The following is a 13215-nucleotide window of genomic DNA, read 5'->3' as shown; positions in this document are numbered from 1 at the left end:
TCGCCTTACGGTGGAGCTGTGCGTAGATGTGATCAAGAGACAGGTCCGCGACCGGCCCCTCGCCCCCGCCTGGGCCAAGGATGCCGACCGGATCGCCCGGCGCCGCCCCCAGCGCCCAGCGCGAGCCGGGACCCGAACCGGCCTCGTCATCGCCCTCATCCTCGCCATGCACGACCATGTCCACCTCCATCCAGGCAGCGGCGGGGCCGATGCGGCGGATGGTGTAGACGCGCGGGATGGCCGCGCGCGGCCCCTGCGGCCAGACGGGGGCGCCGTTGGGTCCGGCGACGGGCCATTCGGGGTCCAGCACGCCCGGCGGCGGGATCAGCAGGCGCAGGTGCATGCCGCCGACCGCGAAGCGCCCGAGGTCCGGCCCCGCCAGGCGGATGCGGCGCATATGCGGCGTGACGGCGGCGTTGGAGACCACGCGCATGGCGCGGAAATAGGGGAGCTGCGCCGTGTCACAGCCATCGCCGGCCCAGGCGAAGTCCGGCTTCAGCCCCTCTTCGAGATTCTCCACATACCAAGCCAGGAGGCCGCGCAGCATGGAGAGGGAGGCGGCGTCCTCCGAGGAAACATCGAGGCGCAGTGCCCGTCCTTCGGTCGTCAGCATGGCGCGGCCCAGCCGGTGCGAGATCCAGGCGAGGCCCTCCTCCCGCCGCACGGTGGCGCCGTAGTCGCCCAGCCCTTCGCAGAGCCGGTCGAGCTGACGCGGCGGGTCCGGAAGCTCGATCCGGGTGCGGGCACGCAGGGTCGTGATCGCGTTCATTCTCGGGGCCCTGAGATGGGACTTGTCCAGGCAGGACTTGTCGTGACACCCCAGCCTGGGAGGCTGGTGTATAATTGATAATGATTATCAATACAGCCTGAAACGGCCTTCCGCAACCGCCTTCCGGAGCAGCAGAGCCCATGACGGCACGCGCCGAACTCACCGAGAAGATTGTCCGCATCAAGATCGAGCGGGACCTCACCTGGGCGGGCCTCGCCGCCCTGGCCGGGGAGCTGAGCAAGGAATACGTGACCGCCGCCCTGCTGGGGCAGATGCCCCTGCCCGGGCCGGCGGCGGAGGCGATCGGGACGGAGCTCGGCCTCGACAGCTACGAGATCAAGCTGCTGCAGCAGCCGCCCTATCGCGGCTCGCTGCCGACGCAGGTGCCGACCGACCCGCTGATCTACCGCTTCTACGAGCTGATCTCGGTCTATGGCACGACCTTCAAGGCGCTGATCCACGAGGAGTTCGGCGACGGGATCATGAGCGCCATCGACTTCCGCATGGATCTGCAGCGCGAGCCCAACAATGCGGGCGACCGCGTGAACATCACGATGAGCGGGAAGTTCCTGCCCTACAAACAGTACTGAGGCGCTTCCCCGCGCGGCTGGCGGCCGGGGGGAGGCGAAGCCTCCGCCCGGGGCCGGAGCCTGCGCGCGCCGCCGCTACAGCACCGCGCGATACATCGCGACGACATCCTCCCGCACCATGTCGCGCGGGTTGTTGGCGAGGAGGCGTTGCAGCCCGCCGACCACTTCCTCCGCCATGCCGGGAAGATCCGCCTCGGTGACGCCGAGCTGGCTCATCCTCGTTTCCAGCCCGACACTTCCGGCGAGCTCCTCCAGCGCCGCGACGAAGGCCTCGGCGGCCTCCTGCGCGCTGGCGAAGCGGCGGCCCGGCAGGAGGCAGGGGGCGAGTTCGGCATAGGCTTCCGCCGCTGCCGGAAGGTTGAAGCGGAAGACCGGCCCCATCACCAGCGCGTTGCTGTGGCCGTGCGGCACATGGAAGCGTGCGCCGAGCGGATAGGACAGCGCATGCACCGCCGCGACGGAGGCGTTGACGAAGGCCATGCCGGCCAGCATCGCGCCCTCCAGCATCGCCTCGCGCGCCGGAAGGTCCGTGCCATCCGCCACCACGCGGCGCAGGTTGCCGCCGAGCAGGGCCAGCGCCTTCACCGCCAGCGCGTCGGAGACCGGGTTCTTGCGCGTGCGGCTGGTATAGGCCTCGACGGCATGGACCATGGCGTCGAGCCCCGTGGCGGCGGTGACGCGCGGCGGCATGCCGAGCGTCAGCCCCGCATCCAGCAGGGCGATATCGGGCAGGAGCTGCGGCGCGTAGATCGCCTGCTTCTCGTTGCGCTCGCTGGTGACGACCGAGGCCCAGGTGACCTCGGAGCCGGTGCCGGCGGTGGTGGGCACCTGGATCAGCGGCAGGCGCGGCCCTTGCGCCTTGTCCTGGCCGTAAAGCTCCTCGACCGCCTGGCCGGAGCGCAGCAGCAACGCCACCAGCTTCGCCGTGTCGAGCGAGCTGCCGCCGCCCAGCCCCACCACCCCATCCGCCGCGAAATCCCGCGCGGCGGCCAGGGTGGCGCGCACCGTGGCCACGGGCGGATCGGCCTGCACGCCATCGAGCACCCGCGCGGTGAGGCCGGCGGCGGTCAGGGCGGAACGGGCGCGCGCGGCCAACCCGCCTTCGACGATGCCACGGTCGCAGACGATGGCGACACGCTTCGCGCCCAGCCCGGCCATCAGCGTGCCCAGCCTGTCGAGGCCGCCCGTCTCCACGACGATGCGGGGGACGGAAAGGAAGGTGAAGCCGCCCATCAGTCGTAGTATTCCGGCGCCTTGCGGAAGCCGGGCCAGGCATCCGGGTCGTGGCCGGTCACCACCTGGGCCTTTGTGCGTTCCGCCAGATGGCGCAGCTTCTGCACGGAGCGCACCGTGTCCACCGTGGAGGCCAGGAAGCCGGGCAGCGCCTTCTCCTCCCAATGGTCGGTGGTATAGGCGGCATCGACGGTCAGCAGCATCGGCCCGCTCCTCGGCGGGCGGACCAGGAAGCTCTGGTGCCCCGGCGCGTGGCCCGGGGTGAAGACCGTGGTGAGCGTGCCGTCGCCATAAAGGTCGAAATGGTCGTCGTCGGTGCCGTTCAGGAACTCCCAGCGCAGGCCGGGGCGGTCGAAATCCTTGCGGATATAGCCGCCGGCCGCGAACCAGTCCGGGGTGAAGGCGTATTCGTATTCCGCCCGCTGCACCACATGCGTGGCGTTCGGGAAGCGGCCGATCGCGCCGGTATGGTCGAGATGCAGGTGGGATTGCAGCACGAAGCGCACGTCCTGCGGCCGGATGCCGAGGCCCTCAAGCTGCGCGACGCAGCCTTCCTCCGGCTTCATGTCCGGCCAGTACACGTCGCAGATCCCGCCCCAGTGGCCGCGTGCGTCGGTGGCGACCTCCACCGCATTGCCGCCGTCGATGATGGTGTGGCCCTGCGGATGGGTGATCAGGAAGAAGGGGACGGGGATCTCGTAGGGCGCGCCGTCGCCCTGGTTCATCTTGATGTTATGGACCTTGCACTTCAGCGTGCCCGACTGGAGCATGTAGAGCCGGATGTCGTTCATGGCGTTTCCCCGTCCTGTCGTCGCGCGTGCCTTGCCGGCACGTCAGAAGGCTTCGCGGTAGAGGGCGAGGGCGTCGGCCTCCGTCACCTCCACCGGGTTGTTCACCAGCAGCCGCGTCTGCTTCATCGCATCGGCGGCCAGCATCGCCAGGCTGTTGTCGGTGACGCCGACATCGCGCAGGCGGCGCGGGGCGCCGCTGCCGTCCATCAGCCGCTGCATGCTGTCCACGAAGTGCAGGGCGCGTTCCTCGGCCCCACCTGCGCCGGGACCGTTCAGCACCGTATCCAGCTCGGCATAGAGCGGTGCGGCGGCGCGGGCGTTGAAGCGCAGCACCGGCCCCAGCATCAGCGCGTTGGAGAGGCCGTGCGGCACGTGGTAGTGGCCGCCCAGCGGATAGGCCAGCGCATGCACGGCGGCGACCGGCGCATTGGCGAAGGCCTGGCCCGCCAGCATGGCGCCGAGCAGCATGGCCTCGCGCGCCGCGCGGTCCCGCCCGTCGCGGCAGGCGGCGAGGAGGTTGCCGCCGAGCAGGCGCAGCGCCTCCCGCGCCAGGGCGTCGGAGAGCGGGTTCTTCTTGTGCCGGCTGGTATAGGCCTCGATGGCGTGCACCATGGCGTCGATGCCGGTGGCGGCGGTGTGCAGCGCCGGCAGGCCCAGCGTCAGCTCCGCATCCAGCAGCACCGCATCGGCATAGAGCTGCGGCGCCACCACGCCCATCTTGGTGGTTTCGCCGGTGGTGAGGATGGAGATGTTGGTGACCTCCGACCCCGTGCCGGCGGTGGTGGGCACCAGGACCAGCGGCAGGCGCGAGCCCGTCACCTTGCCGATGCCGTAGATCTGCGGCAGCTCCTGCTCCGTGACCAGCAGCACCGCGGCCAGCTTCGCGACGTCGAGCGAGGAGCCGCCGCCCAGGCCGAGCACGATCTCCACCCCGGCCTCGCGTGCCTGCCGCACGCAGTCGAGCAGCACGGATTCCGGCGGGTCCGCCACCACCGCGTCGAAGACGGTGGCGCGGAAGCCCTCGGCCTCCAGCCCGGCCAGGACGGGGCCGAGAAGGCCGGCCTTCACCAGCCCCGCATCCGTCACCACCAGGGCGCGGCGTCCGGCGAAGCGGGCGGCCAGCATCTCGCCCAGGCGTTTTGCCCCGCTCCATTCCACCTGGATCGACGGGACCGTGCGGAACTCGAAGGTTGGCAGAGGGCCGGTGGACATGCGCTGCTCCGTTCGGGCTGTTCTGATGTTCCGGCTATCCCGCTGCCGGCGCCCGGCGCCCGCCGGTAGCGGGCGGCTCAGGGAGCGGACGAAAAGGGCGGGGCACGGCGTTTTCCTCGGATGAACCGTTTCGGTTCTGCTTTATACGAAGGGGCCGGCGAACCACGCCGGATTCGATTTCAAGAACGATCCTCCTGGGCCGCCGAAGCTGTCAAGCATCAGCCGGCGGGGTGCTTTCCGGGGCCGGGAACATGGCGGGCGCCGCCTGCAGGCTTCGGGATCGGGAGGGCCGGCGCCGCCTCCGGGCATCGCTGGTTCGCCCCGCGGAAACGAGGGGGGATCTGCCCGCGCGCTGCAAAATGAAGGGAAATTTAATCAATCATCCTGGCATCGCAGCGAAGTGATCCCTAACAGGACCCGCTCCGGGCTCCATGCCATTCCAGGCTGCCGAACGGGGAATGAAGACCACGCCATGCAGAGACTGACCACCTATATCCTCGTCGCCATGCTTCTCGGTATCGGCGTCGGCTATGCCTGCCACGAGGTCTGGCCCGATCCGAACACCTCCCGCGTCATCGCCGGCTACATCTCCCTGATCAGCGACATCTTCCTGCGCCTGATCAAGATGATCATCGCGCCGCTGGTCTTCTCCACCCTGGTCGTGGGCGTCGCCCATATGGGCGATGTCGGCGCTGTGGGGCGGATCGGGGGCAAGGCGATGCTGTGGTTCGTCACCGCCTCGCTGGTCTCGCTGCTGCTGGGCCTGGTGCTGGTCAACCTCCTGCAGCCGGGGGCCAGCCTGGACCTGCCGCTGCCCCAGGCCGGGGCGGCAAGCAGCGTCCAGGCCTCCTCGCTCACGCTGCGGGACTTCGTGGCGCATCTCGTGCCGGTCTCGATCTTCGATGCCATGTCGCGCAACGAAATCCTGCAGATCGTCGTCTTCTCGCTGCTCTTCGGCATCGCCGCCGCATCCCTGGGCGAGAAGGCGCGCCATGTCGTACAGTGGATCGAGGAGCTTTCGCACGTCATCCTGCGCGTCACCGGCTATGTCATGCTGATGGCGCCGCTGGCGGTCTTCGCCTCCATGGCGGCGATCGTGACCACGCAGGGCCTGGGCATCCTCGTCACCTATGGCAAGTTCGTGGCGGAGTTCTATCTCGGCCTGGCGATCCTCTGGTGCCTGCTGGCCGGGGTGGGCTTCCTGTTCTTCGGGCGGCGGGTGATCGAGCTGGTCTCGCTGGTCCGGCAGCCCTTCCTGCTGGCCTTCAGCACCGCGAGCAGCGAGGCCGCCTATCCGCGCCTGATGGAGCAGCTCGCGCGCTTCGGCGTGAGCCCGAAGGTGATCAGCTTCGTGCTGCCGCTGGGCTATTCCTTCAACCTCGACGGCTCGATGATGTACTGCACCTTCGCCGTCGTCTTCATCGCCCAGGCCTACAACATCGAACTCACCTGGGGGCAGCAGGCGGTCATGCTGCTGGTGCTGATGCTGACCAGCAAGGGCATGGCCGGCGTGCCGCGCGCCTCGCTGGTGGTGATCGCGGCCACGCTTTCCACCTTCAACATCCCCGAGGCCGGGCTGCTGCTGATCATCGGCATCGACCAGTTCCTGGACATGGGCCGCTCCGCCACCAACGTCATCGGCAACTCCCTGGCGGCGGCCGTGGTCGGCAAGTGGGAAGGCGACCGGACGCCCGGGCCCGGCTCCCAGCCGCAGCCGGAACCGTCGCCCGGCACCTTCGACGAGGCCGAGGCGCGGGAAGCCGCCACGGCTCCGGTGGCCTGAAGGGAAACCCTGCTCCCCCCGGCGGAAGCCTGCCGGGGGCGCCCTTCAGACGCGCCGCCGGCGGCCGCGGGTCATCAGGCCCAGCACGTCGTCGTGCCAGGCATAGCGGTGCACCAGGGCCATCGCGACATGGCCGAGGATGAGCGCCAGCAGCACCCAGCCGAGGAAGCTGTGCAGCAGGTCCCCGGGTGCCGTCATCCAGGCGATCTTGCCCTCGAAGCCGCTCATCACCGGGATGCCATAGGGGGTGAAGGGCTCGCCGGAGCCGTATTGCCGCAACAGCGCCAGACCCGGGACGAGGATCATCAGCAGGTAGAGCACCAGGTGCCCGATCGTGGCGAGGCGCCCCAGCCGGCCCGGATGCGGCGGGCGACGCCGGATGTTTAGCAGCCCCCAGGCCCCCCGCAGCAGCACAAGCACGAGCAGCGTGAAGCCCATGGTGAAATGCGTGCTGCCGACAAACTTCGTCACCCCGGCCTCGGGCACGGTGACGTAGAGCAGGGCACCGGCGAAGTGCCAGGCGAAGCAGGCGGCCATCAGCCAGTGCAGCATGCGGCTGACGATGCCGTAGCCCGCAGGACTGTCCATGCGGGAACCCTCCTTCGGCCCTGGCCGGGGCGGTCCCCCGTGCCTTCCCGTCCGGGATCTGGTCCCGCATCCCCCGGCTGCCTAGCCATGGCCGGGCAGGTTGTGACCCGGTGGCGGCGGACGGAGGGCCCGCCGCCTGGGCGGGGTCTAGGAGAGCGCGCCCTGCCGCTCCATCCTGGGGGCCACGGAGCCGCGCTCCAGGAAGCTCTCGTCCAGGTCGGACACCCGCGCCGCGCCGGTAAGCGTCATGGCCACGCGCATCTCCTTGTCGATCAGGTTCAACAGGTTCAGCACCCCCGCCTCGCCCCCCGTCGCCAGCGCATAGACGAAGGCCCGGCCCAGCATGACCGCATCGGCCCCCATGGCCAGCGCGCGGACCACGTCCAGCCCGTTGCGGAAGCCGGAGTCGGCCAGGATCGAGAGCTTCCCCTTCACCGCCGCGGCGATGGCGGGCAGGGCCCGCGCCGAGGAGAGCACGCCGTCGAGCTGCCTTCCGCCATGGTTCGACACGACGATGCCATCCGCGCCGAAGCTCACCGCGTCACGCGCATCCTGGGGGTCGAGGATGCCCTTGATGACCATCGGCCCCTCCCAGAAGTCGCGGATCCACTCCAGGTCCTTCCAGGAGATCGACGGATCGAAATTGGCGCCGAGCCAGCCGATATAGTCCGCGAGCCCGGTCGCCTGGCCGCGGTAGCGCGACACGTTGCCCAGGTCGTGCGGCTTGCCCTTCAGCCCGACATCCCAGGCCCAGAGCGGATGCGTCATCGCCTGGACCATGCGGCGGAACGGGGCGTTCGGGCCGCTCATGCCCGAATGCGCGTCGCGGTAGCGCGCGCCGGGCGTCGGCATGTCCACGGTGAAGACCAGGGTCGTGATCCCGGCCGCCTTGGCCCGTTCCAGCGCGTTGCGCATGAAGCCGCGGTCGCGCAGCACGTAGAGCTGGAACCAGATCGGCTTCGTGACCGCCGCGCTCACCTCCTCGATGTCGCAGACCGAGACGGTGGAAAGGGTGAAGGGGATGCCCTTGGCCTCGGCCGCCCGCGCCGCCTGCACCTCGCCGCGCCGGGCGAACATGCCCGTCAGCCCGACCGGCGCCAGCACCACGGGCATCGACAGGTCCTGCCCCAGCACGCGCGTTTCCAGGCTCAGCTCGGACATGTTCTGCAGCACGCGCTGCCGCAGCGCGATCTCGGCCAGGTCCTCGACATTGCGGCGCAGCGTGCGCTCCGCATAGGCGCCGCCATCGGCGTAGTGGAACAGGAAAGGCGGCAGCCGGCGGCGGGCGGCCTCGCGATAATCGGACGGGGAGGAGATGATGGGCGAGAAAATCACGGGTCTGTCTTCCGGTCAGGGCCGCCGGTTCGCCCGGACAGCAGGGAACGAGGCGGGTTGGAACGGGCGAGGCGGGCCTCGTCCTCGTCGATCGCCTTCAGGGTGAGTCGCACGAAATCGATATGGGCATCCGAGGCGGCGCGCGCACGGTCGGGATCGCCGCCGAGCACCGCCTGCATCAGCAGCCGGTGCTGCTCCGCCAGGGCCTCGGAGACCCTTGGCACGAGATAGAGCTTCTCCAGGCTCTGCGAGGTGCTGGCCGCCAGCAGGTCGAACATGCCGCGGATGATCTGCTGCAGCACGAGGTTGTGCGAGGCCTCGGCGATGGCGAGGTGGAAGGCCGCGTCCACCTGGGCCAGCACGGCCGGCGTCGCCGCCTCGTCATCCCGCAGCGTGGCCTCGAAACGCCCGCGCAGACGGCTGCGATCCTCCTCCGTGGCGCGGCGCGCGGCATGGGCGGCGGCGGCGCCCTCCAGCGCGAGGCGGATCTCCAGCACGTCGTAGCGGTAGTCCGGGTTGTCGCGGAACAGCTGCTCCAGGGGCTCCACGATCGCCTGACGGCCCCAGTTGTCCCCCCTGGTGCCCTCCCCGCCGCCCGGCAGGGCGCGGACGAAGGTGCCGCCGCCCTGCCGGCTCGACAGCAGGCCCTGGCTGGCGAGCATCTGGATGGCCTCCCGCACCGAGGAGCGCGACACCCCGAACTCGCCGGCCAGCGCGCGCTCTGCCGGCAGCCGGTCGCCGATCCCGAAATCCCCCGCCAGCATCCGCTTCCGCAGCACCGTGGCGAGCTGCGAGGCGAGCCGTCCGCCCTCGGCGGGGGATGTCGCGTCCTGCTCCATCAGGGGATCATACCGGTCAGCCAGTAGGCCTGCGCCAGGGTGATCAGCCCGGCCATGCAGGCGAAGGCGAGGCTGTGCCGCACCGTGAAGCGGAAGAGGTCGGATTCACGCCCGACCAGCCCCACGGCGGCGCAGGCGATGGCGATGGATTGCGGCGAGATCATCTTGCCCGTCACGCCGCCCGTCGTGTTCGCCGCCACCATCAGGATGTCGGACACCCCGATCTGCTGCGCCGTCGTTGCCTGCAACGCGCCGAAGAGCGCGTTCGAGGAGGTGTCCGAGCCGGTCAGGAAGACGCCGACCCAGCCCAGGAAGGGCGAGAAGAAGGGAAAGGCCGCCCCGGTATGCGCCAGGGCCAGGGCCAGCGTCGCCGAAAGGCCGGAATAATTGGCGATGAAGGCGAAGGCCAGCACCATGCCGATGGAGTAGATCGGCGTGCGCAGCTCGGCCAGCGTCTCTCCGAAGGTCCGCACCGTCTCCAGCGGCCGCTGGCGCAGCAGCAGGGCCGAGAGCAGGGCGGCCAGGAAGATCGCCGTGCCGGTCGCGGAGAACCAGTCGAAGCGGTAGATCGCGTCATAGGGCACGGGCCCGGCGGTGATCGGCGGCATCTTCTCGACCAACCGGTGCAGCGAGGGCACGGGAATGGCGATGACCCAGCCGCTGAGCGCCCCGCCCGCCGCGAAGAGGCTCTTGAAGGGCTTGATGCTCCAGAGCGTCACCATGGCCGTGAGGATCAGGAAGGGCGACCAGGCCAGGATGATCTCGCCCGGCGTGTGGCGGCGTGCGGCGGCCGGTGCCATGCCGCCGACCGTTGCGACCTGCGCCCCGGCGGGCTGCGCCCGGGCCATGCCCGAAGCCTCCGCCTCCGCCGTCTCGAAGCGGAAGATCCGCGCCGGCTTCCAGACGCGCAGGAAGAGGGTGAGGCAGAGCAGGGAGGCCAGGGAGGAGGTGATGTCCGGCAGCTCCGGGCCGATGAAGTTCGAGGTCAGGAACTGCACGATGGCAAAGGAGCCGCCCGCGACCACGACCGCCGGCCAGGTCTCGCGCACGCCGCGCCAGCCGTCCATGATGGCCATGACCCAGAACAGCACGATCAGCGTCATGAAGGGCAGCTGGCGGCCCGCCATCTGGCCGATGACGAAGGGGTCCAGCCCCGTCACCTGTCCCGCCACGATCACGGGGATGCCCATGGCCCCGAAGGCCACCGGCGCCGTGTTCACGATCAGGCAGAGCCCGGCCGCGTAGAGCGGGCGGAAGCCCAGGCCGACCAGCAGCGCGGCGGTGATGGCGACCGGTGCGCCGAAGCCCGCCGCGCCCTCCAGGAAGGCGCCGAAGGAGAAGCCGACGATCAGCAGCTGCAGCCGCTGGTCCTCGGTGACCGAGAGGATGGAGGCCCGCACGATCTCGAACTGCCCCGTCCGGACGGAGATCTTGTAGAGGAACACCGCCCCGATGATGATCCAGGCGATCGGCCACAGCCCGTAGACAAAGCCATAGGCCCCGGAGGCCAGGGCCTGCCCCGCCGGCATGCCGTAGAACAGCACGGCGACCGCGAGGGCGAGCACGATCGTGATCGTGCTGGCGACATAGCCCTTCAGCCGCAGAACCGTCAGCGCCAGGAAGAAGAAGGCGATCGGCACGAAGGCGATCAGGCTCGACAGCCAGATATTGCCCAGGGGGTCGTAGTTCTGCGGCCAGGCCGACATGGATCGTCCTCCACACTCACGGATGCGAGTGGCTCTTGGTGAGGCTAAATTGGTCTGTCCAATTAAGCTTGTTTTCACTTCAAGTTGTTTTTATCGAAGCGGCCATCAGGCGGTCAACTATCTTTTAACTGTCCTATTCACGTTATTGGTCTGACCATTCGAGTGCTTCGCAGCGGATGTGCCGTGTTGCCGATCGGAGGAGGAATGGGCGAGCGGGGTGTGTATGGGACCGCCTGGCGGTGCCGTTCCGGCACGGAGCGCGATGTGCCTCCCATCCGGTAACCCGGTGTGGGGAAGGCTTCGTCTTCCCGTGTCAGCCCGAAGCAGGCAGGAGCCGAGGCCGGACCACGCCCCGGAGGACCCCCGCGCTAATCCCGGCGTGAGGCATGTGGTTGACTCCGGGGGAGAGGTTCTGCCTCTCCCGCCGGGGACCGAAGCCGTTCCCCGGGCCCCGGGCTCTCGTTGGCTCCGGTGGAGGCCGTCAGCCTGCGGCCTGAACCCCAAGGAACAGGTGGAGACGCGGGGCTCCCGAGAAGGAAAACACCGCCTTCGCGCGGGTGCCACCCGCGGTCCGCCGGAGAGCATGGCTCCCTGGCGCGATCCGGTCGAAGCGAGAACCAACGAGCCGGGTCAGGGCACGCGGTGTCCTGGCGGATGGGGACAGGGGGTCGACGCATTGCGTCGATGGCGGAGCCTTGTTCCCCGGGCGGAGCAGCGCCGGCCCCCGGCCCAATCAGCCCAGCGGCGGCAGGCAGGCCCCGGCCAGCAGCGCGAAGGCGCGGGCGCGGTGGCTGATCGCGTTCTTCCGCGCCGGGTCCATCTCGGCGAAGCTCAGCGTCTCGCCCGCCGGCACGAAGATCGGGTCATAGCCATGCCCGGCCTCGCCTCGGCCCGGCCAGATCCAGGTGCCATGCGCCTCGCCCAGGAAGCCTTCCGTGTGTCCGTCCGGCCAGGCGAGCACCAGGGCGCAGGAGAACCAGGCACCGTGGTCCTTTCCCTCAGGATCGGCCTCGCCGGCCTTGCGGGCGACCTCGGCCATGGCCCTGGCATAGTCGCGCGTGCCGTCCGGCTGCTTCGCCCAGTCGGCGGTCCAGACCCCCGGCAGCCCATCCAGCGCCGCGACCGAGAAGCCGGAATCATCCGCGAGCGCCACCTGCCCCGTGGCCGTGGCAGCGGCCAGGGCCTTGATCCGCGCATTGCCGAGAAAGCTGCTTTCCGTCTCCTCCGGCTCCGGCAGGCCGAGATCGCCCACCCCCGTCACCTCCAACCCCCAGGGGGCCAGCAGGGCGGCGACCTCGCGCACCTTGCCGGCATTGTGGGTGGCCAGGATCAGGCGCTTCTCCGTCAGGCGGCGGGTCATGCGGGGGCTCCCTCGGCGATGGCCTGCCGCTGCGCGGCGAAGAGTTCCTCCGTTCCGTGCCGGGCCAGGGCCAGCAGGCTGTCGAACTGCGCCCCGGTGAAGGGCGTGGCTTCCGCCGTGGCCTGGATCTCGACGATCCCGCCGGCATCGGTCAGCACGAAATTGGCATCCGCCCCGGCCGCGCTGTCCTCGGCATAGTCGAGGTCGAGCACTGCCTCGCCCTGCCACAGCCCGGCCGAGACCGCGGCCACATGCCCGGTCAGCGGGTTGCGCGACAGGATGCGCATCCGCCGGCAATGCTCGAAGGCGAGGTGCAGCGCCACCCAGGCGCCGGTGATGGCAGCGCAGCGCGTGCCGCCATCGGCGGTCAGCACGTCGCAGTCCAGCACCACGCTCATCTCGCCCATCGCGGCACGGTCGGTCACGGCGCGGAGCGAGCGGCCGATCAGGCGCTGGATCTCCTGCGTGCGGCCGGACTGCTTCCCCTTCGCCGCTTCCCGGTCTCCGCGCTGGTGCGTGGCGCGGGGCAGCATGCCGTATTCCGCCGTTACCCAGCCCTGGCCCTTGCCGCGCAGGAAGCCGGGCACCCGCCCCTCCACGCTGGCGGTGCAGAGCACCTCGGTCAGCCCCATGCGGATGCGGCAGGAGCCCTCGGCATGGCGGGCCACGCCGGGTTCGATGGAAACAGGGCGCAACGCGTCAGGGGCGCGGCCAGAGGGGCGCGTCATGGGGAGCTCCGTCATCCGGTCAAGGTATCCGATCCCGGCAATCGGATCCGGGGCCGAGGCATCGGCGCGACAGGGCCGGGTGTCAACCACCGATCCGGATGATGGACGCAGCCATCATGGTCGTCTTGCACATCATTTCCGCCACTGCGCCGTCCCGGGGGACAAGGCTCCGCCTTTTCCCCCCGTCCCCCTTATCCGCCAGGAACCTGAGGTTCCTGGACCTCCCGTTCGTTGCCTCTTCGCTGCCGGCCGGATCGCGCCGGAGAGCATCGCTCTCCGGC

13 protein-coding genes are annotated in these 13215 nt (G+C 69.9%); 2 read left to right on the top strand and 11 right to left on the bottom strand.

Features of this window, described 5'->3' with window-relative positions:
- The coding region (locus ROTAS13_RS09775) for a siderophore-interacting protein (RefSeq protein WP_139323306.1) at positions 1–769 on the bottom strand (769 nt) is incomplete at its 3' end.
- A gap of 140 nt (positions 770–909) precedes the next feature.
- On the opposite strand from ROTAS13_RS09775, the gene cynS reads away from it, so the two are divergent.
- Complete coding sequence (gene cynS, locus ROTAS13_RS09770) at positions 910–1359, top strand: cyanase (protein ID WP_019462264.1); 450 nt, start codon at positions 910–912, stop codon at positions 1357–1359.
- A 75-nt stretch (positions 1360–1434) separates the two neighbouring features.
- Here the strand turns inward: cynS and ROTAS13_RS09765 are convergent, their stop codons facing one another.
- Genes ROTAS13_RS09765 through ROTAS13_RS09755 form a run of 3 tightly spaced genes read right to left on the bottom strand, consistent with a single transcriptional unit; the run spans position 1435 to position 4595 of the window.
- The gene (locus tag ROTAS13_RS09765) at positions 1435–2592 is read right to left on the bottom strand and encodes an iron-containing alcohol dehydrogenase (RefSeq protein ID WP_075822213.1); all 1158 of its coding nucleotides are present in this window, start codon (positions 2590–2592) and stop codon (positions 1435–1437) included.
- Positions 2592–3383 carry an N-acyl homoserine lactonase AttM gene (gene attM, locus ROTAS13_RS09760; RefSeq protein WP_019462266.1) on the bottom strand — a complete coding sequence of 264 codons (792 nt, stop codon included), beginning with the start codon at positions 3381–3383 and terminating at the stop codon, positions 2592–2594. The genes ROTAS13_RS09765 and attM overlap by 1 nt, the downstream gene beginning before the upstream one ends.
- A 42-nt stretch (positions 3384–3425) precedes the next feature.
- Positions 3426–4595, bottom strand: a complete 1170-nt coding sequence (locus ROTAS13_RS09755; RefSeq protein ID WP_019462267.1) for an iron-containing alcohol dehydrogenase — start codon at positions 4593–4595, stop codon at positions 3426–3428.
- A gap of 472 nt (positions 4596–5067) precedes the next feature.
- Between ROTAS13_RS09755 and ROTAS13_RS09750 the strand changes: the two genes are divergently transcribed.
- Positions 5068–6378 (top strand): dicarboxylate/amino acid:cation symporter, encoded by a 1311-nt coding sequence (locus ROTAS13_RS09750; protein WP_075822212.1) that lies wholly within the window; start codon positions 5068–5070, stop codon positions 6376–6378.
- Between the two features lie 45 nt (positions 6379–6423).
- Here the strand turns inward: ROTAS13_RS09750 and ROTAS13_RS09745 are convergent, their stop codons facing one another.
- From ROTAS13_RS09745 to ROTAS13_RS27770, 7 genes are all read right to left on the bottom strand, one after another.
- A complete protein-coding gene (locus tag ROTAS13_RS09745; protein ID WP_075822211.1) occupies positions 6424–6966 on the bottom strand; it encodes a cytochrome b in 543 nt (180 codons plus the stop codon).
- Positions 6967–7113: 147 nt separating this feature from the next.
- The gene (lldD, locus tag ROTAS13_RS09740) at positions 7114–8301 is read right to left on the bottom strand and encodes an FMN-dependent L-lactate dehydrogenase LldD (RefSeq protein WP_099781693.1); all 1188 of its coding nucleotides are present in this window, start codon (positions 8299–8301) and stop codon (positions 7114–7116) included.
- The gene (locus ROTAS13_RS09735) at positions 8298–9140 is read right to left on the bottom strand and encodes an FCD domain-containing protein (protein ID WP_019462271.1); all 843 of its coding nucleotides are present in this window, start codon (positions 9138–9140) and stop codon (positions 8298–8300) included. The genes lldD and ROTAS13_RS09735 overlap by 4 nt, the downstream gene beginning before the upstream one ends.
- Positions 9140–10846 carry an L-lactate permease gene (lldP, locus tag ROTAS13_RS09730; RefSeq protein WP_075822210.1) on the bottom strand — a complete coding sequence of 569 codons (1707 nt, stop codon included), beginning with the start codon at positions 10844–10846 and terminating at the stop codon, positions 9140–9142. The genes ROTAS13_RS09735 and lldP overlap by 1 nt, the downstream gene beginning before the upstream one ends.
- 733 nt (positions 10847–11579) lie before the next feature.
- Positions 11580–12206, bottom strand: a complete 627-nt coding sequence (locus ROTAS13_RS09725) for a non-canonical purine NTP pyrophosphatase (protein WP_075822209.1) — start codon at positions 12204–12206, stop codon at positions 11580–11582.
- Positions 12203–12949 (bottom strand): ribonuclease PH, encoded by a 747-nt coding sequence (gene rph, locus ROTAS13_RS09720; RefSeq protein WP_075822208.1) that lies wholly within the window; start codon positions 12947–12949, stop codon positions 12203–12205. Before rph ends, ROTAS13_RS09725 begins: the two co-directional genes overlap by 4 nt.
- A gap of 67 nt (positions 12950–13016) precedes the next feature.
- The coding region (locus tag ROTAS13_RS27770) for a hypothetical protein (protein ID WP_216348623.1) at positions 13017–13215 on the bottom strand (199 nt) is incomplete at its 5' end.

The organism is Roseomonas sp. TAS13 (assembly GCF_001950415.1).
GTDB lineage: Bacteria > Pseudomonadota > Alphaproteobacteria > Acetobacterales > Acetobacteraceae > Roseomonas > Roseomonas mucosa.
Note: the sequence above shows the minus strand (reverse complement) of the source record. Positions and strands in the feature narration are given on the sequence as shown.

Bases quoted from the DNA above. Each gene is read 5' to 3' on its own strand.
- ROTAS13_RS09750 (WP_075822212.1), top strand. From the start codon at position 5,068: ATGCAGAGACTGACCACCTATATCCTCGTCGCCATGCTTCTCGGTATC.
- ROTAS13_RS09725 (WP_075822209.1), bottom strand. From the start codon at position 12,206: ATGACCCGCCGCCTGACGGAGAAGCGCCTGATCCTGGCCACCCACAAT.
- attM (WP_019462266.1), bottom strand. From the start codon at position 3,383: ATGAACGACATCCGGCTCTACATGCTCCAGTCGGGCACGCTGAAGTGC.
- ROTAS13_RS09765 (WP_075822213.1), bottom strand. From the start codon at position 2,592: ATGGGCGGCTTCACCTTCCTTTCCGTCCCCCGCATCGTCGTGGAGACG.
- cynS (WP_019462264.1), top strand. From the start codon at position 910: ATGACGGCACGCGCCGAACTCACCGAGAAGATTGTCCGCATCAAGATC.
- ROTAS13_RS09755 (WP_019462267.1), bottom strand. From the start codon at position 4,595: ATGTCCACCGGCCCTCTGCCAACCTTCGAGTTCCGCACGGTCCCGTCG.
- rph (WP_075822208.1), bottom strand. From the start codon at position 12,949: ATGACGGAGCTCCCCATGACGCGCCCCTCTGGCCGCGCCCCTGACGCG.
- ROTAS13_RS09735 (WP_019462271.1), bottom strand. From the start codon at position 9,140: ATGGAGCAGGACGCGACATCCCCCGCCGAGGGCGGACGGCTCGCCTCG.
- ROTAS13_RS09745 (WP_075822211.1), bottom strand. From the start codon at position 6,966: ATGGACAGTCCTGCGGGCTACGGCATCGTCAGCCGCATGCTGCACTGG.
- lldP (WP_075822210.1), bottom strand. From the start codon at position 10,846: ATGTCGGCCTGGCCGCAGAACTACGACCCCCTGGGCAATATCTGGCTG.